The organism is Flavobacterium pisciphilum (assembly GCF_020905345.1).
Lineage (GTDB): Bacteria > Bacteroidota > Bacteroidia > Flavobacteriales > Flavobacteriaceae > Flavobacterium > Flavobacterium pisciphilum.
Map to the genome: position 1 here is coordinate 1,158,099 of NZ_JAJJMO010000001.1, position 24,919 is coordinate 1,183,017.

The 24,919-nt window shown below is 33.4% G+C and carries 12 protein-coding genes and 1 other RNA gene; 3 read left to right on the forward strand and 10 right to left on the reverse strand.

Features of this window, described 5'->3' with window-relative positions:
• Window positions 1-28: 28 nt before the first annotated feature.
• The 7 genes from chiA to LNQ49_RS04410 all read right to left on the reverse strand — a co-directional run bounded on the left by chiA (window position 29) and on the right by LNQ49_RS04410 (window position 19,225).
• Window positions 29-4,861 carry a T9SS-translocated chitinase ChiA gene (gene chiA / locus LNQ49_RS04380; protein ID WP_229987500.1) on the reverse strand — a complete coding sequence of 1,611 codons (4,833 nt, stop codon included), beginning with the start codon at window positions 4,859-4,861 and terminating at the stop codon, window positions 29-31.
• 393 nt (window positions 4,862-5,254) lie between these two features.
• The gene (locus LNQ49_RS04385; RefSeq protein ID WP_229987501.1) at window positions 5,255-7,321 is read right to left on the reverse strand and encodes a beta-N-acetylhexosaminidase; all 2,067 of its coding nucleotides are present in this window, start codon (window positions 7,319-7,321) and stop codon (window positions 5,255-5,257) included.
• Window positions 7,322-7,481: 160 nt separating this feature from the next.
• A complete protein-coding gene (gene nagB, locus LNQ49_RS04390; RefSeq protein WP_229987502.1) occupies window positions 7,482-9,419 on the reverse strand; it encodes a glucosamine-6-phosphate deaminase in 1,938 nt (645 codons plus the stop codon).
• A 107-nt stretch (window positions 9,420-9,526) separates the two neighbouring features.
• Window positions 9,527-11,104 carry a RagB/SusD family nutrient uptake outer membrane protein gene (locus tag LNQ49_RS04395; protein ID WP_229987503.1) on the reverse strand — a complete coding sequence of 526 codons (1,578 nt, stop codon included), beginning with the start codon at window positions 11,102-11,104 and terminating at the stop codon, window positions 9,527-9,529.
• 10 nt (window positions 11,105-11,114) lie between these two features.
• Window positions 11,115-14,132 (reverse strand): SusC/RagA family TonB-linked outer membrane protein, encoded by a 3,018-nt coding sequence (locus LNQ49_RS04400; RefSeq protein WP_229987504.1) that lies wholly within the window; start codon window positions 14,130-14,132, stop codon window positions 11,115-11,117.
• 325 nt (window positions 14,133-14,457) lie between these two features.
• Complete coding sequence (locus tag LNQ49_RS04405; RefSeq protein ID WP_229987505.1) at window positions 14,458-16,041, reverse strand: RagB/SusD family nutrient uptake outer membrane protein; 1,584 nt, start codon at window positions 16,039-16,041, stop codon at window positions 14,458-14,460.
• A 151-nt stretch (window positions 16,042-16,192) separates the two neighbouring features.
• Entirely contained in the window at window positions 16,193-19,225 is a 3,033-nt protein-coding gene (locus LNQ49_RS04410; RefSeq protein WP_229987506.1) for a SusC/RagA family TonB-linked outer membrane protein, read from the reverse strand.
• A gap of 277 nt (window positions 19,226-19,502) precedes the next feature.
• Between LNQ49_RS04410 and LNQ49_RS04415 the strand changes: the two genes are divergently transcribed.
• The 3 genes from LNQ49_RS04415 to LNQ49_RS04425 all read left to right on the forward strand — a co-directional run bounded on the left by LNQ49_RS04415 (window position 19,503) and on the right by LNQ49_RS04425 (window position 22,846).
• Window positions 19,503-20,537, forward strand: a complete 1,035-nt coding sequence (locus LNQ49_RS04415; protein ID WP_229987507.1) for a sensor histidine kinase — start codon at window positions 19,503-19,505, stop codon at window positions 20,535-20,537.
• Window positions 20,527-21,228 carry a LytR/AlgR family response regulator transcription factor gene (locus LNQ49_RS04420; protein WP_229987508.1) on the forward strand — a complete coding sequence of 234 codons (702 nt, stop codon included), beginning with the start codon at window positions 20,527-20,529 and terminating at the stop codon, window positions 21,226-21,228. Before LNQ49_RS04415 ends, LNQ49_RS04420 begins: the two co-directional genes overlap by 11 nt.
• Window positions 21,229-21,406: 178 nt before the next feature.
• Window positions 21,407-22,846 carry an MFS transporter gene (locus LNQ49_RS04425; RefSeq protein ID WP_229987509.1) on the forward strand — a complete coding sequence of 480 codons (1,440 nt, stop codon included), beginning with the start codon at window positions 21,407-21,409 and terminating at the stop codon, window positions 22,844-22,846.
• Between the two features lie 178 nt (window positions 22,847-23,024).
• On the opposite strand, the gene fsa is transcribed toward LNQ49_RS04425, so the two are convergent.
• The 3 genes from fsa to ffs all read right to left on the reverse strand — a co-directional run bounded on the left by fsa (window position 23,025) and on the right by ffs (window position 24,919).
• On the reverse strand, window positions 23,025-23,681 hold the full coding sequence (fsa, locus tag LNQ49_RS04430) for a fructose-6-phosphate aldolase (protein WP_039112761.1): 657 nt from the start codon (window positions 23,679-23,681) through the stop codon (window positions 23,025-23,027).
• Between the two features lie 159 nt (window positions 23,682-23,840).
• Window positions 23,841-24,644, reverse strand: a complete 804-nt coding sequence (locus tag LNQ49_RS04435; RefSeq protein WP_229987510.1) for an SDR family oxidoreductase — start codon at window positions 24,642-24,644, stop codon at window positions 23,841-23,843.
• Between the two features lie 177 nt (window positions 24,645-24,821).
• An RNA gene (ffs, locus tag LNQ49_RS04440) (signal recognition particle sRNA small type) lies at window positions 24,822-24,919 on the reverse strand.

The following is a 24,919-nucleotide window of genomic DNA, read 5'->3' on the forward strand; positions in this document are numbered from 1 at the left end:
TTTTTCATTCTTTTGAAATCTTAAAATCTTAATTTAAAAAGTTCATTACCTTAAATGATTTTCTGTTTCCAGATTTATCAGTCACAACTACTATAAACAATTGCTTTGTTGAGAAACTTCTATTCTCTAGCAACAAATTGTTACTGTTTTGTATATTCTTGTAACTCAATACCGATTGTCCTAGCATATTGTATACCTCAACTTGATCAATACTTGTTGTCTCATTAGAAATTGCCAATGCATTGTCTTTAAAGTAAGCAATCATACCTGTATTACTACTTGCTTCTATTTTATCCTCAGCTTTCATTTTTGCACTTTGAGAAGCAAAATAAGCGGCATACGCTTTAGATAATTCAGATGAATTACCACAAGAAGATGCATCCCAGTTTACAGACCAAGTCATTAAACCTCTTAAAGAAGGGTATGGTCCGCCTGGCTGCATAGTGTAAGTTCTTCCTGAAAAAGTAGTTCCTGTTCTTAGATAATTCATAGCGCTAATTCCTTCTGCAGGCGTTAAATAACCGCTACCTGCTGCACTTGGACAAGCAGGTAATGCAATAAGGACTTTTGAAGCTGGTAGACCATCAAAACGCATTCCTGTTGTAGCAATATTATACCCTTTTATAATCATATCAGTTAGGGCAGTTACCATGTTTGCTTTCTTAGCTGATCCATAATATTGACCATCCAGTCCGTTTTCTCCACCTGTATTATACAATTGAACTGCTAACAAATCTAATTCGTTACGTAAATTTTGAATAATTGGCAGGAAGGAACCAAAAGTATCATTATAGGTAGAATATCCTCCTTGTACGTATTGTGTTTCTGGAGCCGCAGTTAATAAAAATCCAGGTCCATAATACGTTTTTAATTCTTTGAAAGCATCTACTACATTTTTTAATCTTGGATAAGCAGAAATACCAGCATAAGAAATATCTCTTAAAGCTCCTGCGTTAAAATTCATCGATCCGCCTTCAAAATCAATATCAACTCCATCAAATTGATACTCGTCAATAATTGCTTTTAGACCATTAACAAAAATATTTTTTTGAGCTACATTGTCCAAAACAACATGACCATTTTGACCTCCAATAGAGACAATAACAGGAACTCCGCTATCTCTTAAGGATTTTATATCATTTTTCAACAATTGCTTATTGAAAACACCATTGGTCAAATATCTAGTATCATTTGTAGTTAATACTGGTGTATAACCATCACGATTAACTGTTTCTACGAAAGCATAATCAACTACGTTAAACTTACTTCCTACCATTTGAGAAAAATATAAAAATGGAGCACCAGTATTTTCCCAAGAATGTGCATATCCTAAAATAATATTAGATGCTGGAAGCGGAATAAATCTGTTAGTGCTTATCGGAGCAATTTTAATGGTATTGTTTAATGTAGTTACAGCAGCTCTATTATCAGTTGCTTTAATTACAACTGGATAATCCTGATAAGCAGACGGTGTAAAATTATACGTATATGTATTATTTGTACCTGCCGTCATGTTGAACGTACCACCATTTATAGTAATAGTAACTCCTGAAACCGATCCGTCACTATCAACAGCTGTAACCGAAATTGGCACAACTTGGAAAGTACTTTGATTTACAGTAGTATTCGAAGGTGAATTCCAAGTAATTACTGGTAATTGATTTGGACAGTTTGCACCTGAACAATTTAATGTAAAACTATATGTTTTTACATCTGTTGTTCCGTTTGATGCAGTAGCCGTAACGGTTAACGTATGACTAAGCGAAAACTGATTGGCAACTGGTGTCCAAATAGCCGTATAAGTTCCTGATGAATTTGAAGCAGTTAAGCTTTGTCCATCTAAACTAAATACAACAGATGAGATTGTAGTAGCATCAGCAGTACTTAATCCAACACTTGCAACAAAATTAATTGCTGATCCTAAATTTATAGCAATTGCTGAAGCTGTTGGCGCTGTAATCGCAACTACTGGTTTAGTCACAACTGTTGTTTGTGTATTAAAATTATAAACCTGAGGCGTTGTTGGCGTTGCAAAGTTTGCCAAATTGGTTGGATAGTATGTGATATTATTGTTTTCCCAAGCGTTTAATTTTAAACTTAAGATTGTATTATATCCTGCGATAACTGAATTATCGTAGCTAAAAACTCCTTGTGCATCTGTTGTAGCAATAACACTTTTCCAGTTGTGTGTACTATCTGTCCAAGGCACAACTAATTCTACTTTGGCTCCTGATACTGGAGTTGCACCATTCTTAACTGTTCCACTTATTTTAGTATCTGCAGCAAGAGCATTTTGCGTTAAGCTCAATTCTCTATTTGTTACTATTGAAGTATCCAGTTGCCCTTCTTTTTCTGTTGTAACAACTACTGGTGCATTTTCATTTAGTACAACATTCTTTTGTGCAACTGCTGTTGTATTAAAATCATATATCTGAGCTGTTGCTGGAACAGCAAGATTAGTTAAATTAGAAGGTAAATAGGTAACCTCACCATTCTGCCAACTATTTAATTTCAAACTTGAAATAATAGTATATCCTGCAAATACAGCATTATCAAAACTATATTTCCCTTGCGCATCTGTAACAGCCAAAACACTTTTATATGGATGTGTATTATCTGTCCATGGAAGTATTGCTTCTACTTTTGCACCAGCTACTGGTGTAGTACCATTTTTAACAGTACCACTTATTTTATTAGCTGGAGGAGCATTTTGAGTAAAATTCAGAACTTTACTTCCTGTAAGATTATTATAAACTGTAGAAGCTGGAGTGTAAGTCTGTCCTGCTTTTGCTATTGTTACAGTATAATTTGCCCCAGATGCTAAATTAGCAATACTATATGTTCCTGTAGCACTAGAAACTGAAGTAACAGTTCCCGCTGTAGAAGTTACCGTAATCGTTGCACCCGCAACTGGACTTGCACCATTCATAACGCTTCCACTAATCGTATAATATACAGTTTGAGTAAAGTTTAAAACTTTATTATCACTTAAAACTGGGTATACTGTAGTTGCTGGCGAGAATGTTTGCCCCGTTTTTGAAGCTGTAACTGTATAATCAAGTCCTGCTGTTATACTACCGATACTATATGCTCCACTTGCATTAGAAACCGCTGAAAAAACTATAGTTCCTGCTGTTGCTGTAACGGTTGCTCCTGCAACTGCTGTAGTTCCATCAAGAATAGTTCCGCTAATAGTATAAAGAGGTTGTGTTCCATTTATTATAACATTAGCTTGATTCGCAATAAGATTTGTTAGTGTAACTGGTGTAAAAGTATACGAACTTTTTAAAGCTGTTACTGTATAATTTGCTCCAGAAACGACATTATTAAATGTATAATTCCCATCAGGAGATGTTACTGTTTGTACAACAGCATTAGTTGCATCTTTCAGTTGAACTGTTACACTTGGAACTAAATTTGCTCCATTTTTCACAGAACCACTTACAGTCAATGTTCCTATTACTGCAGCACGGAATGTATCATCTACTTGAGTCAGTAATGAATTAGGGATCGCACCTCTTGTATCCTGAGATAACTCCCAAATCATTCCTCCTCCTAAATTTTTAGTTTTAATATATTGTGCTTTTAAATCAATCGATTGTTTATCTTCATAACTAATAAACTGACGTAAACTAGCATTATATAAATAAGGAACTTTTGTAGTATTATCAAAATATCGAACCCATCCTGCAGCTGCTGCAGTTGGCGTTACCAACATCGTATTTGGATCTAAATAAGGATGCGAATTTGTAACTGGGTTGCCCACTAAATCGCAAATTTCGATGCTTCCAGATTTTTCACATGCTGCAGGACCATCCCAAGTTCCAGTTGGATTCTGCGGATTTGTACATCCAGAAACAACATACCTTGGAGCGGCAACAAATAACCCATTGGTTGAATTAGTTGCAACATTATCAAATTTTTTCCCGTAGAAAGGTAATCCCATGATTAGTTTGTTAGCAGGAATACCAATTACATTCAGATATTGGCTCGTTAACTCATCAAGCGATTCTGATTGAGTCGCTCCATATAAAGGATCATTTGGATTCCCACTCGCATATAAAGGTGCATTGTAGCTCGTTTTATCATACCAGTTTCCACCAAGGTCATATCCAAAATAAGTGATATAATCACAATAAGTCGAAATGTCTTCTGTCATTCCATATTGTGCTCTATTGTTTGGCCCTAAATATTGTGCCGATACTTTTCGAACATTGTTTCCAGCTGCAATAGTGATTAATTTATTTGGCATTGCCTGACGCATTGCTTTTAATAAATACACTAAATTTTTATTATCATCTGGACTGTATTTTTGTGGAGGAACTGGAGATCCATTAACAATCTCAGTTCCATCTGTTCCACCAGAAAGAGGATATTCCCAGTCGATATCGAATCCGTCAATAAAAGGATAAGTCACCAAAAAATTAGCCATATCTGCTGCCAAAGCTGCTCTGGCAACTGGGCTTGCAGAAATTGGAGAAAGATCTTGACCTTTTGTCCAACCTCCCACAGAGATTAAAATTTTTAGATGAGGGTACTTTTCTTTAAGCTTCTTCATATCATAAAAATTTCCTTTTACAGGAGCATCCCATGGAATTCCACCTTCAGTGTGTTCAAAATCTGCATAGGTGTCTAAGCATTTTAATTTTGTATTCTCTGGTCGTGCCGGATCAAAAGTTGTTCCGTAAAAAGAATAATTTAAATGGGTCAGTTTGCTACCGTCAATCTTAGGGACATTAAAATCCCTAGCATAGATGGACCATTGCGCATAGTATCCGACAACTTTTTTATTATGTGCTGGTTGGGCAAATAATACAATCGGAAACAGAAATAAAAACAGTAATCTGTAATAATGTTTCATAATTAATAATAGGTTGGTTAATAAAAAATAAAAATCCAATTGCATCAGATGACGGTATTGATAATACAAAAACCAATAATCATTTTAAACAAGTGGTAATCGCAGATTCAATTACATCAAATGCAACGGAATCTTTTTTAAATTAAAACAGATAAACTTGGGGCTTAGCAATCTTAATTGTAAATCTTTATTATATTTTTAAACTTAAATGTCAATTTAATATAGATTCAGATTCGAAAAAAATCCTAACCTAATCACCTTACCATAATCTATCTCTCCTAGAAATTCTAGGAGAGATAATTACTAATTAATTATGGCAACTAAACTTCAACTAATTCAATTATTAATCACTCAATCTTTACTTTACTTTACTTTACTTTACTTTACTTTACTTTATATTAATTTTTTTAAACTTTCATAAACTGCTAATTCTACATCTCCATGATCTTTAGAGTTACATTTCTCTAATAAATCATTTAAAACTGCTGGTGCAACTGTTGCTTTATTATCCAAAACATTTACTAATTGTTGCGATAAATCACTAAGATTAGCCGCAAGAGATAAAATTGGCTGAATTAAAGGTGCATTTTCACTCAAACTTGTTAAGCTTGCTTTTAAACCAATCCATTTATTTAAGAAAGAGGTTACTTTCGCTTTATTGACAGCAGATTTATCTGCTAAATATTCTTTCACAACAGCATCAAAAGCAATTGCATCTGAAGCATCAGGCGCACAAGCATCTGCAAAAAGTGTAAATGGAGAATATGTTTGATATTCAACTCCACCTTTATTTCTCTTATATCCTTTTAAAGGCTCGCATATATTAGCAAAATCAGTTAAGGCAGCAATATTTTGGTTATTTGCAATATTTCTCAAGATCACATCTTTATTTCTAATATGTGTAATTCCTAATTCTTCAAGTCTAAAAGAAACTACTGCTAACCTTTTGCGTAAGCTATTTAAATCAGTAATATCCTCTGCAGACCACAATCTTTCAGCAATTGCTGCTGTTCTAGGCCAAAGTCTTGAATCTATAGTTGTAGGTGTTACAAGTTCTGTCCACATTGTAGCTTCACCACCCAATACTCTTGCTTTTTCTTCAGGAGTAAAATTGGCACTTTTAGGCAATGGGTCATTTAAATAATGAGCTTCTACCCCTTGAACTAAATCAATATAATATCCATTTGATAAAACAGTTTTATATCCATTTTTTACAGCATCTGTCAATGATTTCCCTACTGCAACTCCTTCATTTGGTCCTCTCCATGCGTGAATAATAGCATCTTTAGACATATCTTTTGTCATGATCTCTTCCCATCCCATCAATTGCTTACTGTGTTTCTTAAGCATCGGAACCAATTGCATTGTAAAATAAGTTTGTAAATCATGATTGGTTTTTAACTTATGTTTCTTTTTGAACTCCTGAATCTTAGGATTTGAATCCCAATCTTTACCTTCATTTTCGTCTCCTCCAATATGAAAATATGCTCCTGGAAATAACGGACACGCTTCATCAAAAATCTCACTTAATAATTGGTACGTTTTAGGGTTAGATGGATCTAACGTAGGGCTAAAAATTCCTGCATTACGTTCTATACTATAGGTAGACAGTACTGCTGCTGTTGCACTACCTTCTGCATTTCCACTAGAAACATTAATCACCTTACTACCTATTTCTGGATAAGCTGTTAAAAAAGCAGATGCATGTCCTGGAACATCTATTTCTGGTACTACCAAAATTCCACGCTCATCGGCATATTTTACAATATTTTTAATCTCTTCTTGTGTATAATAAAATCCATCTGAAGCTAGTTCAGTAAGTTTAGGATGTTTTTTTAATTGAATTCTCCATCCTTGGTCATCTACCAAGTGCCAGTGAAAAACATTCATTTTCATAGCTGCTAAAGCATCTAAATTTCTTTTAACAACATCTACAGGTTGAAAATGTCTTGCTACATCCATCATTAAACCTCTCCAAGTAAATCTTGGAAAATCTGAAATTTGAGAAACTGGAAAATAATAAGAGGTACTATTATTTTGTAACATTTGTAACAATGTCTCAAGACCATGTAATGCTCCTAAATCACTAGTTGCATTAATTGTGATTTGATTTTGTTTTATATCAAGATGATAACTCTCGTCTTCATATAAACCAATTTTACCACTTTTAGTGCAATTTATTTGTAATTGTGCTGTAGGTGCCGAATTTAATTTGGTCAAAAAATCTTGTTCAAAAAACAATCCTGTTCTTCCATCTAATCGTCTTAAAAAACGAGTAGCCCCACTAAAAATTCTTGGGTTAGGATTTCCTGTGATGTTTATTCTAAACCCTTTAGTTAAAGCAAATGTACCTTCACTTAAGTTTATAGTCTGTGGCCATGGCATAAGGTTTAATTGCTCTTTTTTGATTTGAGCATTTGCAACTATACCAGAAAATAATAAAATCAATATATACTTCATATTTTTTGTTGTAAAAGAGTCTTTTGCAATCAATAAATATTGACCTAAAAACTCGGGTAAAAACAAAACTCAGAAGAAAACCTAATTGAACCTCTTTATCAGTAAGGTCATCAATCTGAATTTTGTAACTTAAATTATTCTAAATACTCTTTAAAGTCAATTAATAATCAAAACGTTTAAAAGCTTCGATTGCTTCATATTCAGCAAGACCTAAATCATCATATAAAATCGCAGTGTTTTTATTACGATCTTCGGCTCTAACCCAAAACTCTCTTGAGTCATTACCTTGAAACATAACCCTGTCTTTTTGAGATTGGTGATACAAAATAGCGTGACGTTTTAATAATACTTCAGATGGGCTTAACGGAACTGCCATGTCTATTTCATGAATGTCCCATTCGTGCCATGCACCTCGGTACAACCATAACCAGCAATCATCCATATAAGGCTGTGGCTTTAATTCAGCCATTGCAGCAAATATGGCATTCAAGCATACTTCATGAGTTCCGTGTGGATCAGCTAAATCTCCAGCTGCAAACACCTGATGTGGTTTTATTTGTTCGATAATGTCTTTTACGATAGCAATATCTTCAAGACCTAACGGATTTTTCTTGATTTGTCCTGTTTCATAAAACGGAAGATCCAGGAAATGGGTGTTTTCATCTTTTAACCCAATATATCTCGTAGCTGCATACGATTCTCTTCGACGGATAAGTCCTTTTAATTTTCGAACTTCCAAAGAATCGATTTGATTTTCTGATTTGTTGTTCAGAAACTCAATCACAGATTTGAAATTTACTTTTGTATCTGCATCAGTAATAAAATCATTACTTACCTCTGCAAACTTCAATGCCTCATCATCGGTAACCGCAATATTTCCTGAGGTTTGATATACTACGTGTACATCGTGCCCTTGTTTTATTAATTTTGAGAATGTTCCTCCCATTGAGATAACATCATCATCTGGATGTGGGCTAAAAAGAATAATTCTTTTCTTAGCAGGATTAGCTCTTTCAGGACGGTGTGAATCGTCAGTATTAGGCTTACCTCCTGGCCATCCAGTAATTGTGTGTTGCAATACATTAAACATATTTATGTTCAAATCGTAAGCAGAACCTTCTTGAGCCAATAAATCGGACATTCCGTTATTATTGTAATCTCTATCGGTTAATTTTAAAATAGATTGTTTTGTTTTTTGACACAACCAAACAATCGCTTTGCTTTTTAATTCCTGATTCCAAATGCATTCACCTACTAACCATGGTGTTTTAAAACGAGTTAGTTCTGATGCTGCTGATTGGTCCAAGACAAAAGTAGCATTGCCATGATTTTGCAAAAACGTAGCTGGAACTTCTGAGCTAATATCACCTTGAATTGTTCGTTTGATGATATCGGCTTTGTTTTGCCCCCAAGCCATAAGTACTATTCTTTTGGATCTGAGAATTGTAGATACTCCCATTGTAATGGCCCTTTTTGGCACATTATCAATCCCGTTAAAATCGGAAGAAGCATCTACTCTCGTTATATGATCCAAAGTAATAATACGTGTTCCTGAATTTATATGCGAACCCGGCTCATTAAATCCTACGTGACCCGTACGACCGATTCCTAATAATTGGAAATCTAATCCGCCTGCATTTTTAATATTCATTTCATAATCAATACAATATTGATTCAATTCATCGATTGCAACAGTACCATCCGGAATATTTACATTATCTGGATTGATATCAATGTGATTAAATAAATGTTGATGCATGAAATGGTGGTAGCTCTGATTGTTTTCTTTAGTCATCGGATAGTATTCATCCAAATTAAAAGTAATTACATTGCTAAAACTTAATCCCTCTTCATTGTGCATTCTAACTAATTCTTCATATACTTTGATAGGTGAAGAACCGGTGGCTAAACCTAGTACACAAGACTTGTTCTTTTCTTGTTTTGATCTAATTAATTGAGCAATTTCTTGAGCTACAATTATCGATGCTTCGGTAGAATTCTTGAAGATTTCGTTGTGGATTTTTTCAAATCGTGTCTCTTCAAATTTACCAGCACTTTTATAGCTAATGTCTGGTTTAATTTCTATAGCACTTTTCATTTTATATTTTTTATAATATTTATTATAAAGACATCATGTTTAAAAGAGGCATAAGTAATTCTCATTACTTATGCCGCTTACATTCTTTCTTAAAAATCAGTTTTTAATTAGAAGTTAGGACCTGTAGTATCCCACCAAACTCTAGTCCCTCCATTGTCTGGACCTCCTAGTTTGGCAATTCCAGAAGCTACACCTCCAGCGTTAAGTGCTACTTCAGAATCAGCAAAAGGTAATCTTCTTACACCAAATTCAGTCGTAATTAAACCACCACTTCTGTTATTAGATATTGGAAACAATTTTGGATAACCTGTTCTTCTAAATTCAGTCCAAGCCTCTTGTCCTTCTGGATAATTAGCAATCCATTTTTGAGTAATGATTTTTTGCAATTTCACTTCGTTAGTAGCGGCATCATCCCAAGCTACAGTCACCTTATTAACTGCTGCAATATTATTTTGGCTTGCCAAACGGTCAACATAATCTCTAGCCATTTTTGTATTATCAGCCAAATAAGCAGCAGCTCCAGACACTCCAAACTGATCAAAAGAAGCTTTAACCCCCCCTTCATATAAATCTTTAGCAGTTCCTCCCATATTCCATCCTCTTAAAGCTCCTTCAGATCTTAAGAAATAAACCTCGGCAGTAGTCATCCAAACACAATTACCACTTTTGGTAACAACTCCAGTTCTTGAAGTTGCGTTATAAAATACCTTATCTGGATAAATAATACCTGTTCTTACCCCAACATACTCTCCTGGAAATCTTGTAGACGTAGCGAAAAATTTTCCAACTCTAGGATCATTATATCCTAATAACATTGATTCCATATCTGCACTCATATTTAATCCAGCCCAAACATTACTTATTACGTCAATAGGATTAAGATTTTGTGGAGATCTTACGTTCATAACGTCATCATTACTAATCATAACTCCTAATTTATGACTAATTGCTTTTTCCGCTTCAACCTTAGCTAAGGCTGGGCTTACTTTAACAATGTGCATCGCCATTCTTAAACGTAGTGAATTGGCATATTTTATCCATTGTTGGTAACTTCCTTTATAAGTTGTCAAGTCAGTTTTATTAAACTGCTGAGCTTCCCCAGAATCTACTCTAGCAGTTAAATCTGCTACAGCCACATCTAAGTCTTTGAACATTTGAGTATAAACTTGTTCTTGAGAATCATACTCAATAGGAGTTGTAGTTTTTCCATGCTGAGAATAGATAACTGGACCATACATATCGGTCAATCTTTGCATCGATGCTACTTTAAAGATTAATGACCAAGCGTAAAACTGATCTGATTTACCTTTGGCTGCCTCGCCAATTTTTTTAATATTACTCATTAAATTAAGGTAACCATCATCCCAAGGAGTACTAGTCCACCCAGAGTTCAAGGCATAATCATGATTATTAAAAGTTCCAAACGGGATTGGTGTTGTCATATAACCTGACCACATATCAGCATTTAAATTTTGTTGAACCTGATACTGCCAAGTTACATCAACAATTAAAAATCTATTAAACATTGGAGCAAACAAACTTCTAATATCATTATTATCTTGCTTTAATTGCTCTTCAGTAAATCCGTTAGGATTAGTGTTTATATCCTCAAAATTATCGGTACAGCTAAAGGCTGTAAGTAAAGAAAAGCATATTGCCGTTCTTTTAATTTTATTTATTATCATAACTATTAAATTAAAAAATTAAGTTTAAATTAAGACCAATACTTCTTGTAGACGGCAAGCCATAGATATCTACACCTTGTAAGCCTTGACCAGTACTTAATGCAACATTTGGATCGAAAGGAGCGTCTTTATAAATAAAGAATAAATTTCTAGCAATTAATGAAATACTAGCTGATTGTAAAAACGGAAGTGATTTAGGATTAAAAGTATACCCTATAGAAACTTCTCTAACATTTATATTTGTAGCATCATATGTGTACTCACCTGAAACACCATTTCTATCACCTACATTAGAATAATAAGTTTGAGCATCCATTGTAGTTATAGGAGCGCCAGTTACTGCATCAACACCATTAATTTTAACTCCGCCAGCGTTTCTAGCATCTCCTGTTGCTTTAGAAACTCCATTAAAATCATTTATTGCTTCAGTCAAACTTAATACATTACCACCAAAACGACCGTCAATTAATATACTTGCTGTAAAAGGTCCATATTTAAATGTATTTGAAAGACCTAATAAAAAATCAGGATTCGCATTACCAACTTCTTCAAATCCAGTTCTTTGAGGAACTCCATCTTTAATTATTACTCTACCTTGAGCATCTTTTAGTAAATTAATACCTTCGATTACACCAAAAGGTCTTCCTTCAACTAAAGAATATCTGTAAGTATTATTACCTGAAGGAGTCAAGATGATTCTCTTATCATCGGTTGGTATATCTTTAACTACGTTTTTATTTTGAGAATAATTTATAGTTGCATCCCAAGAAAATTTATCAGCTTTAACAATGCCTGCATTTAACATAAGCTCAAAACCTTCATTTTGTATCTCCCCTGCATTAATTGCGAAGTTACTAAAGCCTTGTCCACTTGAAGTCTCAGCAGCTACTTGTACCAATTGATTCTTCGTTTTCGATTTGTAATATGAAAATTCAAATCCAAATCTGTTATTAAACATTCTCCATTCTGTACCTAATTCAATTTCAGATTTTAATTCTGGCTTTAAAGTTTGACCTGCTCTAGGTCCAACTCTAGGTATAGTTACAACACCTCCAATTACTGAATAAGACGGAGCTGTTAATGTCGCAGGAATATCATTACCAACTTGAGCATATGTAGCACGCACTTTACCAAAATTTATAAAGCTAGGCAATGTTGTCATTTCGCTTAAAATAGCACTTAAACCAACAGAAGGATAGAAAAAACTTAAACTTTCTGTATTTACTAAAGTAGATGACCAATCGTTTCTTGCTGCTACATCTAAAAATAAATAATCTTTATATCCAAAAGTAGTAGTAGCAAAAACTGACTGTACTTCTCTACTAGAACCATTTTGTACATTTGAGAAATTATCTGAAAAATTCCCTAATGTAAACCAGTTTGCTTTAGACAAACCATCTCCTCGTCCAGAGTCCCAAACATAACCGTTTGATTTAGAATTATTAATACTAACACCAAATGTAGAATTAAACGAAATGCTTTCAGAAAAACGTGTATCAATTTTCCCTAATAAATCAGCGTATTTTTGAATTGCAACCACATTTGTATTAATATATCTTCCCGTTTCAGGAACAAGTGCAAGATTTGAGGTTGCGAACATTTTTTTCTCAAAACCATTCTCTGAACGATTATAACTGAATCTCGAAGTTAAATTAAACCAATTATTAACTTTATAATCTAAAGCGATAGATCCATTAAAAAAACTACTAACATCCTCTGATTTATTTCTATTAATTAACCAATATGGATTTTGGTAATATTCTGAAACAGGAAAAGGATAATTCTGTTTCATAAGGTTTCTAATAGGATCATAAACTTCAAATGTTTTCAAATTATCAAAGTCATATCCTCTAGGATGCTCATAAACACTCGTTAATGGATTAAAATACAATCCATTAATAGGCCTGTTATCAATATTTTGCACTACATAATTACCTGTTACAGCAACATTCAATCTATTATCAAAAAATGTTGAAGTTTGACGAATACCAAAATTATTTTTCTTAAGGTTGTTTCCTGGCATTACTCCAGAAGCAGTAGTATTTGAATAAGTAAGAGATGTAGATGCACCTTCAGTACCTTTACTAAAACCAAATGAAGTGATTTGAGTAACTCCTGTATCAAAAAAATCTTTCACATGATCCTTCGTTTTTCCTGCAGCCCCCCAAGTAAGAGTAGATCCTGGAACTGCTACATAATCTGTTTGAAATTTTGGTAAATAAGCAGCTGTTTCAATTGTAGTTACTGAATTAGCAGAAAATACTTCTTTCCCAATTTTAGCTTTTTTAGAAGAAAGCAATATAACACCATTAGCACCTTGACTACCATACAACACAGAAGCTGCTGCACCTTTAAGAACGGTTACCCCTTCGTAATCATCAGGATTTATCAAAGATACAACATCTCCTCCATCTTTATTACCACCTGCAATGTCTCCAAAGGCCTCATTTGGCTGACCACCACCTGAATTAGCTAACGGAATACCATCTATTACATAAAGTGGCTGTGTATTTGTAAATGAAGAATTACCTCTAATCAATACTTTAGTAGAACCTCCTGTACCTGCTGAACTTTTAGTAATCGCTACACCTGCAATTTTACCTGTCATTGTATTAACAAGATTCGCATCTCTTACTCTAGTTAATTCCTCAGCTTTTAATTCCTGAGTAGAGTATGTTAACGACTTTTTTGCTTTTTTAATACCCAATGAAGTTACAACAACTTCATTTAAAGCATTAGAGGCTGCATTCTTTAACTGAACGTTAACCGTTGTAGCATCACCTACTACAATATTTTGTGTTTCTAAACCTACATAAGTAAAAACCAAAGTTTGGCCTTTTTGAGCATCAATAGAGAAAACACCATCAAAATCGGTAACAGTCCCTTTTTGTCCCCCTTGTACTGCGACAGAAGCCCCTGGCAAAGGCATCCCATCAGAATCTGTAATCACACCTTTAATATTTTTAACCTGAGCAAGCGAAACTTGCGCCGTAAAAACAATCATAAAGATTAAGAAAATTTTTTTCATGTTTATTTATTTTTGTTAGTTATGGTGTAAATTTATTCTTAAGGGAGTGTTAAAAAAAATAAATTATACCAACAACAACAAACTTTAAACGAACGACACAAAATAATCAATAATACGCTATACGAAAACGTTTTCCTATAGAGATTATGACGTTTTTTATATTTTTTTTTAAAATTTAATGCAAAAAAAATCCCTTTTATCAACTAATAATTGACAATCTAAATAAAAAAATAAAATCTAGACAAAAACAGGCTCTTAAGTATAAAAAAGGGTCATAAGTAATTTCATTACTTATGACCCTTACTTTATTTTAAAATACTGATTATTAGAATTGATTCACTCCTGTATCCCACCAAAGTCTGGTTGCACCTGTGTCAACACCTCCAAGCAGTTGAACACCTTGCGTATAACCTGCTGAGTTGGAAGTTTTTTCCTGAACTGGAAAATTCAGCCTTCTTACAAAAGTTCCAGCAGGAATTTTACCGGAAGAAAAATTATTTGTTGGTAAAAATAATTTTGGATAACCTGTTCTTCTCGTTTCAGCCCAAGCTTCTTGTCCATCAGGAAAAATTGCGAGCCATTTCTGAGTTTGAATTTTTTGAAGTTTAACTTCATTAGATGCAGCGTCAGACCATTTGATCGTAACTAGATTTTGCGCAACAATATTATTAACTGCATTTAAAGGGTCTGTGAAATTTGCAGGCAATAATGTATCATCATTAATATAACTAGTAGCGCTTCCAGCACCATTTTGCGCAAACGAAGTAGCAATACCTGATTCATAGAAAGACTGAGGAGTTCCTCCCATATTCCATCCTTTTAATGCTCCTTCAGCTTTTAAGAAATGAGATTCCGTAGCTGTAAACCAAGGAATTTGTCCATTACTTACAATACTCCCAATTTTAGAGAATTGGTCAGCTTTAGCTGTTCTGTAATCGTCATCAACTAAAGTTCCCATTCTAATACCTTGATAAGTGCCAATAACACTTTTATTAAAATATTGCTCTCTTCTCGGATCATTGTAACCATTCATAATTGATGCAATTGCACCTCCAACATTAATATCAGCCCATTGATTAGTATAAGTATTAACTGGGTGATCTGCCAAATAAAATATATTATCCGCGTTTACATCAATAGTACCAAATCCTGAAATTGCAGCTTCTGCTTCAGCCTTTGCTCTTACTGGATCAACATTCGAAATTCTCATTGCTAAACGAAGACGCAATGAATTAGCAAACTTAATCCAATTTACAACAACTCCTTTTGCAGTAGTACCATCAGTTGGATCTTTCGTGTCTACAAAAAAAGTACTTTTTGCATCAGCAGTAGCAAAAGGAGACAATATATCTACAGCCATTTTCAACTCTTTAAAAAACTGATCATAGACATCTTTTTGAGAATCATACGGTACTGTTGCAGATTCTGAACCAAAAGCAGAATAAACTATTGGTCCATGATAATCTGTTATTTTATGCATTGCATATACCTTTAAAATCAAAGACCATGCATAATACTTAGGTCCTTTTTGCTCAACTAATCGTTTAACTGTTAAAGAATTAACCATTTCTCTTCTATACGCATTTTCCCATGCTGCATTGTTCCATCCATCCAAAAGAACGTAGGTTGAATTGTTATTATTCCCTTCAAAATTGTGAGGGGTCCCCATGTAACCAGAAAAAATATCGGCATTTAGGTTAAATTGAATATCACCTCTCCAGTCGTCTTCAACAAGAATATACATCCATCTTTGCATTGCTCTAATGGGCGCCTTCACATTATTAAAATCTTGCTCTAATTCTTTATTTGTAAAATTATTTTTATTTGAATTAACATCCTCAAAGTCACTGGTACAAGCTCCTAAGGAGAAAGCCAAGACTACACTAAAAATTAATAATTTATTTTTCATTTGTAAATTTTTATTGTTATTAAAATTACCTTTAATCTTATATGATTCAACGTCTTATTATTATTTCAGTTACTCTTTCAAATATTGAAGCTGAAAAAAATTAAAACATCATAAAAAACAAAAAGGTTTTATCCCTTATAAGAAAACACTACTAGAATGTTAAATTCAAGTTCATACCAATACTTCTTGTAGATGGAGCACCAAATATATCGATACCCTGTAATCCCTCACCTGTACTTAACGTTACGTTTGGATCAAATGGAGCATCTTTATAAAAGAAAAATAAGTTTTTCCCAACAAGAGAAAGATTTACTGTTTTAAAAATAGTTTCTTTACCAAAGTCAAAAGTATATCCTAATGAAAGCTCACCTAGTCTAACATTTGTCGCTTTATACATATACTCCCCAGTAGCTCCACTTCTATCTCCTACTACTTCATAATACTTCTCTGTATTGTATAATCCTTGAAATTTAGAACCATCATTATTTACTGCATCTATAGCAACTCCTCCGGCTTTTCTTTGGTCTCCTGATTTTTGAGAAACACCATAATTATCTAACATTGATTCAGTTAAACTCATCACATTTCCTCCAAATCTTCCATCAATAAGCACATTCAAGAAAAACTTTTTGTATTTAAATGAATTAGAGAATCCTAACATAAAATCTGGATTTGAAGTACCAAGCTCAACCCAATCCGTTTTTTGAATTTTTCCAGCATCATCAAGCACAATTTGTCCTTGAGCATTTCTTACAATATTTTTCCCTTCAATTATACCAAATGGCTTTCCTTCAATTAAACGGTATCTATAACTATTTGGATCACCATTTGTCAAAAGAACTCCACTATCTTTAAACTCTTCACCTAAAGATTTTACTAAATTTTTATTTGATGCATAGTTAACTGCTATGTCCCAAGAAAATCTATCAGTAACTATTGCTTTTGCAGATACTGTAATTTCAAAACCTTTATTTTCAATACTACCAGCATTAAAAGCATAATTAGTGTACCCAAAAGGATTTGTTAAAGGAGCAGGTATTGTAACCAATTGATTTTTTGTTTCATTTTGATAGTAAGTAAAATCAAGTCCAAATCTATTATTTACAAATCTCCATTCTGTACCAATTTCAAATGAATTTTGTTTCTCAGGTTTTATAGAACTTCCTGGTCTTGGTCCGGTTACTGGACTAAATACACTACCAAAAGACAGGGTGTTTTTTGGTGAAGTTAAAAAAGGAGTAACATCATTACCTACCTGAGCAAAAGATGCCCTAACTTTTCCATAACTTATTGCTTCAGGCAATGTAACCATTTGACTTACGATAGCAGTAAGACCAACAGAAGGATAGAAAAACCCTAAATTTTCAGTATTAACCAATGTAGAAGACCAATCATTTCTTCCTGTTACATCAAGAAAAAGCATGTCTTTGTAACCAAAAGTAGCGCTACCAAATACAGACTGTATCTCTTTTTCCGCGCCAATAGTTTGGGTATTTGCTGAAGCTGAAACAAAATTATTAAGGTTAAACCAGTTTGCATTAACCAATCCTTTTACTCCTGAATCATTACCTATTGCATCATTAACAGTAGATTTTGTGATACTCGCACCTAAAATAGCATTAAAAGTAAAGTCATTATTAATTTTTGTATTAACAGTACCAATAAAATCACCATACAATTGAGAACTTTCACTTACAGAATAAATATATCTACCCGTGCTTGCTGCTAAAGTTAAATCTGTACCTGCAAAAACTTTTTTCTCATATTTATTGTACATTTTATTGTACCCCCCTCTTGCTTTGAAACTCAACCAATTATTTGCCTTATAAGTCAAAGCAATAGAACCTATAAAAGATTGATTGACATCATTAGATACGTTTCTGTTTTGAATCCAATATGGATTTTGAATTATATCACTAGTTTTATTAGTCCATCTCTGAGTATATAGATTTCGAACTGGATCAAACACTTCAAAATTATTCTTGTAGTCATTAAAATCATTTCCTCTAGGGAACAAATAAACCCCTGTTAAAGGATTATAATATAATGCATTCGTTGGTTTATTTTTAATTTTTTGATCCGCAAAAGAGAAAGCCCCATCTACTGTTAGTTTATCATCAAACAATTTTACACTCTGACGAATACCAATATTATTTTTCTTTAATTCATTTGTTGGCATAACACCTGCAACTTGTGTGTTTGCGTATGTAAGACTTGTACTTGCTTTTTCACTTCCGCTATTAATTCCAACTGAATTTATAAAAGTCATACCTGTATTAAAAAAATCAGGTACATGATTAGGAGAGTCTTTTTCTGCTCCCCAAGTTTTTTCACTTCCTGCTTTTGCAACATAAGAAGTTTGGAATTTAGGTAATGAGATTACATTATCTACAAATAAACTTGAAGTATAATTTGCTGTTACAACTCCTACTTTACCTTTTTTGGTCGTTACAAGAATAACTCCATTTGCTCCCTGACTACCATATAAAGCAGCAGCCGAAGCTCCTTTTAATACAGTCATAGATTCGATATCCTCAGGATTCATCAAAGATACTGCATCCCCACCATCTCTATTACCTCCAGCTTTGTCTCCAAAAACATCATTTCCTTGTGCTGTGGAAGAATTCAATAAAGGAATACCATCAACAACATACAATGGTTGGTTGTTTGAAATTGATGAATTACCACGAATTGTTACTTTGACAGAACCTCCCGAACCAGAAGAACTCCTACCTACAACTAAACCTGAAACTTTTCCAGATAAACTATTAATAAGATTCGCATCTTTTACGCGAGTCATTTCATCCCCTTTTAGCTCCTGGGCGGCATAAGTTAAAGATTTTTTTGTCTTTTTAATACCTAGTGAAGTCACAAGAACTTCATTCAATACATTTGAAGCTGCATTCTTTAACTTTACATTAACAGTAGCAGCATCACCTACAACTAGGTTTTGCGTCTCCAAACCTACATAGCTAAAGACTAAAGTTTGCCCTTTTTGAGCCTCAATAGAGAACACACCGTCAAAATCGGTAATTGCCCCCTTATTCCCTCCTTGAACTGATACTGAAGCACCTGGCAACGGTAATCCATCGGAATCGGTAATCACACCTTTAATATTTTTTACTTGTGCAAGCGAAACCTGCGCCGTAAAAACAATCATAAAGATTAAGAAAATTTTTTTCATGGTTATATATTTTTGTTAGTTAAAGGATAAAATTATTCTTAAATATTTGTTAAGAAAAATAAAATATACCAACAGCAAAAAAATGTAAACAAACGACATAAAACAATCAACAATATGCTATACGAAAACGTTTTCATATAAAAATTATGACGTGTTTTATGTTTTTTTTGAAATTTTATTTAAAAAATAGTTGACTTTAACAACTAATTGTTTAAAGTTGCAGAAAATATCTTCGTCCAAATAAAACCTACTTAAATAATTGAATACAATTAATAAAATGAAATTCGACATTAAGCTTCAAAATCATCTATGGTTTTGGGGGGTTTATTTTACGTTAAATTTCTTAAGATGGGGAGCCTACTTTAATAACTATCAATATTCCTTCAAATCGAATCTTATAGAATTTTCATTACACATACCATTAGTATATTTTAATTTATTTGTTCTAGTACCTCGATATGTATTAAAATCAAAATATATCAAATACACCTTTAGTTTAATATTAAGCTTGTTTGCCATTTACTTAATTAAAACTGCTCTTACCTATTATATAATATCACAAAACATTTGGCCAGAAGCAAATAGAGAATACAGACCATTCGAAATAAATCATATCGTTGCTGTATGTATAGGTGAATTGTATGTACTAGCAATGGCTTCCTCAGTTTATTTAACACTTACATGGTTAAGAGAAAGAGAAAGGAATCGATCTTTGAGAGAAAATCAATTCAAAATAAAATTAAAGTATCTAGAAAATCAAATACAACCCCATTTTTTCTTTAATACCTTAAATAATCTGTACGCATTATCTCTAGAATCATCAGATAAAGTTCCAGATGTGATTATCAAGCTTTCAAGATTAATGGAATATGTTTTATATGACATAAAAGGAACCAAATCTGTTAAATTAATTCAAGAAATAGATTATATCCATAATTATGTTGAAATAGAAAAACTCCGATTTGAAAATGTCGAAGTTAGCATCAATTTGGAGTCAGACATAGATGAAGTCGAGGTTCCGCCATTAATTTTCATCTCATTAATAGAAAATGCTTTCAAACACGGAGGCCTTAATAACCCCAATTTAAAAATAAAAGTAAATTGTAAAATCATCGATAACAAAACTCTGGATTTTGAAGTAATAAATAATTTTGTACATTCACAAAATCTTAAGACAAAGAAAGGGATTGGCTTAGCTAACACCCAAAAGAGACTAAAACTAATCTATAAAAATAATTACAATTTAGAATATAAAACTAAATTCAATTATTACATAATTCGCTTGCAAATACCTATTAATAATGAAGATTAAATGCGTATTGATTGACGATGAACCATTAGCAATCAAAGTTCTACAAAACTATTTTACAAATTTTACCGATTTTGAAATTACCGGTACATTTGTTAACGCACTTGAAGCACTGGACTTTATAAACAACAACAGTGTTGATGCCGTATTCTTGGATATTAATATGCCAATGATGACCGGCTTTGAACTTATTAGCTTAATAGAAAATAAAACTAAAGTTATTATAACTACGGCTTTTAGAGAATTTGCTGCCGAAAGTTACGATCTTGAAGTATTAGATTATTTAGTAAAACCTATTCCATTACCTCGATTTATAAAATGTATCAATAAAATTACTACAGAATACAATTTAAAGAATAATATCAAGGTTGAGAACCATCGTGTGGAACCCCATCTTTTTATCAAAGTAGATAAAAAAATGATAAAGATAAATATTGATGAAATCTTATTTGTAGAGGGAATGAAAGAATATATCAAGGTAGTAACTCTTGATAAAACATACATTACACACAAGTCATTAACCGCATTATCAGACGAGTTACCTGCAGATAGATTTATGCGTATTCACAAATCTTATCTAATTGCTGTCAATAAAGTGAAATCTATTGAAGGAAACCGCATACAAATCCAATCTTTTACTTTGCCAATAGGTAGGAATTATAGCAAAGAAGTAAAAAACAAAATATTAGAATAACCTCCTCACTATCATCAGTTTTACATCATCAAAAAATAACACTTTGTTGAATAATTCATACCGTTGGTATAAATTTAACATTATTTGTCCCGTTTTATTTTTTTTTCATCGAGTTAACAAATATATTTACGCTCGTCAAAAAACAAATAAAAACAAATAAAATTAACCTTATCACATTATGAGTTCAGAAAATGTACAAACAAAATGGGGACAGTTTATCCCTCTAGTTATCGTATTCTTCTTCTGGGGATTCGTTGCGGCTAGTAATGATATACTAATCCCAGTATTTAAAACAGCCTTTAATTTATCACAAGGAGAAAGTCAGTTAGTATCATTGGCATTTTACATAGCTTATACTGTAGGATCATTAATATATATGGGTATTTCTTTCTTAATCAAAGAAGATTTAGTCAACAAAATTGGTTACAAAAACGGATTATCATTAGGACTGGTTATTTCTGCTCTAGGAACACTATTATTTTATCCAGCTGCAAACACAGGTTCATTTCCATTAATGCTATCAGGTTTATTCATCGTTGCATTAGGATTCTCACTACAACAAACAGTTGCAAACCCATTAGCTATCGCCTTAGGCCCTATTTCAACAGGTTCACAGCGTTTAACTCTAGCAGGTGGAATCAACAACCTTGGAACAACAATTGGACCGTTAATTGTAAGCTTTGCAATCTTTGGATCAAGTGTAGATAAAACAACAACTTTAAGCATCGAAAGTGTAAAAATTCCTTATTTAATACTAGGACTTGCCTTTTTACTGGTAGCAATTTTATTAAAATTCTCTTCGCTTCCAGATAGACCAGCTTTAGTGCAGGAAGATGCAGCAATCGAAGGTTCAATTGCAAAAAAATCAGCATTGCAGTACCCACAATTAGTAATGGGGATGGTTGCCATCTTTTTATATGTAGGGGTTGAAGTATCTACAGCTAGTAACTTACCTGCTTATATGGAAACTAAATTAGGTTTCTTAACACATGAAGTTGCACCATATATCTCATTATACTGGGCGAGTTTAATGATTGGTCGTTGGACAGGTGCTGTAGAGGCATTTACAGATGACCTTAGCTTACAAAAAATATTACGTTTCTTGGCTCCATACTTAGCTTTTGGTGTATTCTTAGGAGTAAATGCAATTGCTAAACACGATTTAACTCCATTCTACATCTACGGATTAATTATTTTAGTACTTATTGCTGCAGATATCGCAAGTAAAGGAAATCCAGCAAGAATGTTACTTATATTTTCTACATTAGGAATTATTGCACTGGCAATTGGTATGACAACACACGGTATGGTCAGCGTTTACGCAATTACTAGTGTTGGTCTTTTCTGTAGCACATTATGGCCATGTATCTTTACATTAGCTGTAAGCGGACTAGGAAAAAACACTAGCCAAGGTAGTAGCTTCTTAATCATGATGATTATGGGTGGTGGAGTAATCAGTTGGTTACAAGGTCACGTTTCAGAATCTATAGGAATCCAAGCTAGTTACATCATTGGTGTATTATGTTTTGCTTACCTTGCATTTTATGCTTGGAAAGTAAGCGGAATTCTAAAGAAACAAGGAATCAGCTTCGACAAAAAATTATCAGGAGGTCACTAAAAACCACCTATCTAAATAAAAAAAAGTCCCATTTACGATGGGACTTTTTTTATGCCACAAACCTATCAAACAATCATTTACAATACCTTTACTTGTGTATCCAACAAAACATTTATGGGCATAAAAAAACGCCATGTTTTTGATAAACATGGCGTTTTAAAATTAATTTAAAGGATAATTATTTATTTCCTTTTTCAAAATCAGCAACAAACTGTGCCAATCCGATATCTGTTAACGGGTGTTTCAATAAACCATAAATTGCAGAAAGAGGTCCAGTCATTACATCAGCACCAATTTTTGCACAATTAACAATATGCATCGTGTGACGTACTGAAGCAGCTAAGATTTCAGTTTCATAACCATAGTTATCATAAATCAATCTGATTTCTTCTATAAGTGCCAAACCATCTGTAGAAACATCATCAAGACGTCCAATAAAAGGAGAAACATAAGTAGCTCCGGCTTTTGCAGCCAATAAAGCTTGTCCAGCTGAGAATACTAAAGTTACATTTGTTTTAATTCCTTTATCAGAGAAATATTTAGCAGCCATAACACCTTCTTTAGTCATTGGTAATTTAACCACGATTTGCTCGTGTAAGTCAGCCAATTCCTCACCTTCTTTAATCATTCCGTCATAATCCAAAGCATTAACTTCGGCACTAACATCACCTTCAACAAGATTACAAATGTCAACGTAATGTTTCAAAATATTATTTTTTCCAGTAATTCCTTCTTTCGCCATCAATGATGGGTTAGTAGTAACTCCGTCTAAAACGCCTAACGCTTGTGCTTCTTTAATTTGAGCTAAATTAGCTGTGTCAATAAAAAATTTCATATGTATTATATTTAATTGTGTTCCTATATTTGGGCGTGACCCCATTTTCTAAATGCGCTACTCAAAAACCGCTTATTAGGCGCCTTTCGCAAATCTGGTCGGGCTATCCGCACTACTTCGGTAGTCAGCTCCCATCCCTCACGCAAAACCATTGCAAAATTACAACTTATAATGATTCATTAACATCTTTTCATAAACTTTATCAGGAAGTATACGCTTCAAAACAATCGAAAATTTCTGCATAAATGCACCTACTTTATAATGTCCTTTAGGATGTTTCGTTTGCATAATTTTATAAATTGCTTCAGCCATTTCATTAGGATTCCCCCCTGCATCTACATGCTCATTCATCGTTTCAAGCGTTCTACCATATATCGTCTCATAAGCAGAACCCGATATAACAGGCGCATGATAACGCCCAGCAGCAATATTTGTAGCAAAATCTCCAGGAGCTACATTGGTAATATTAATTCCAAAAGATTTAACTTCCATACGCAACGCTTCAGTAATCAATTCAAGAGCTCCTTTAGAAGCCGAATAAACACTTCTATAAGGCAACCCCATATAACCAGCGATGGAAGTAACATTAATAATCAAACCTGATTTTTGCTCACGCATTTGTGGCAAAACAGCTTTCATTACCTCAATAGGTCCAAAAAAATTAGTCTCAAAGTTATTTTTGATTTCCTCAGTTGGAATTTCCTCCAATGGACCAGTAATACCTACCCCAGCATTATTAATAACAACATCTAAACGTCCTGTAATTTGAATAATTCTTGCAACAGCAGTCTTAATCGACTCCACATTACGAACATCTAAAGCAACTAAAGGAAAAACAGAATTCAAAACCTTCTCAGGAGTTCTACTCGTTCCATACACTACAAATCCTTTGTTATGCAGAAATTCACCAATAGATTTTCCAATTCCCGAAGATCCGCCTGTAATTAGCACTACTTTACTCATATTCTAGATTATATGTTATTGATTAAATATAAAAGTTATGTAACAATGATTACTTGGTTATAGAGCATCCCCTACCTCTAACTTCGTAATGTCCAAAAATAAAAAAATCTCCCCGAAGGAAGACTACATTTAAATTAATTTCAAAAAAAAATCTGAATAAAATTCAGATTAAATAAAAAAAGGCAAGCGACCTACATCGCATCGCTCAACCACTTACCCTTGCTATGTTCCCATCCTGGGGGAGTCTGCAGGAGCAGATCGTGTAGGACTTGCCG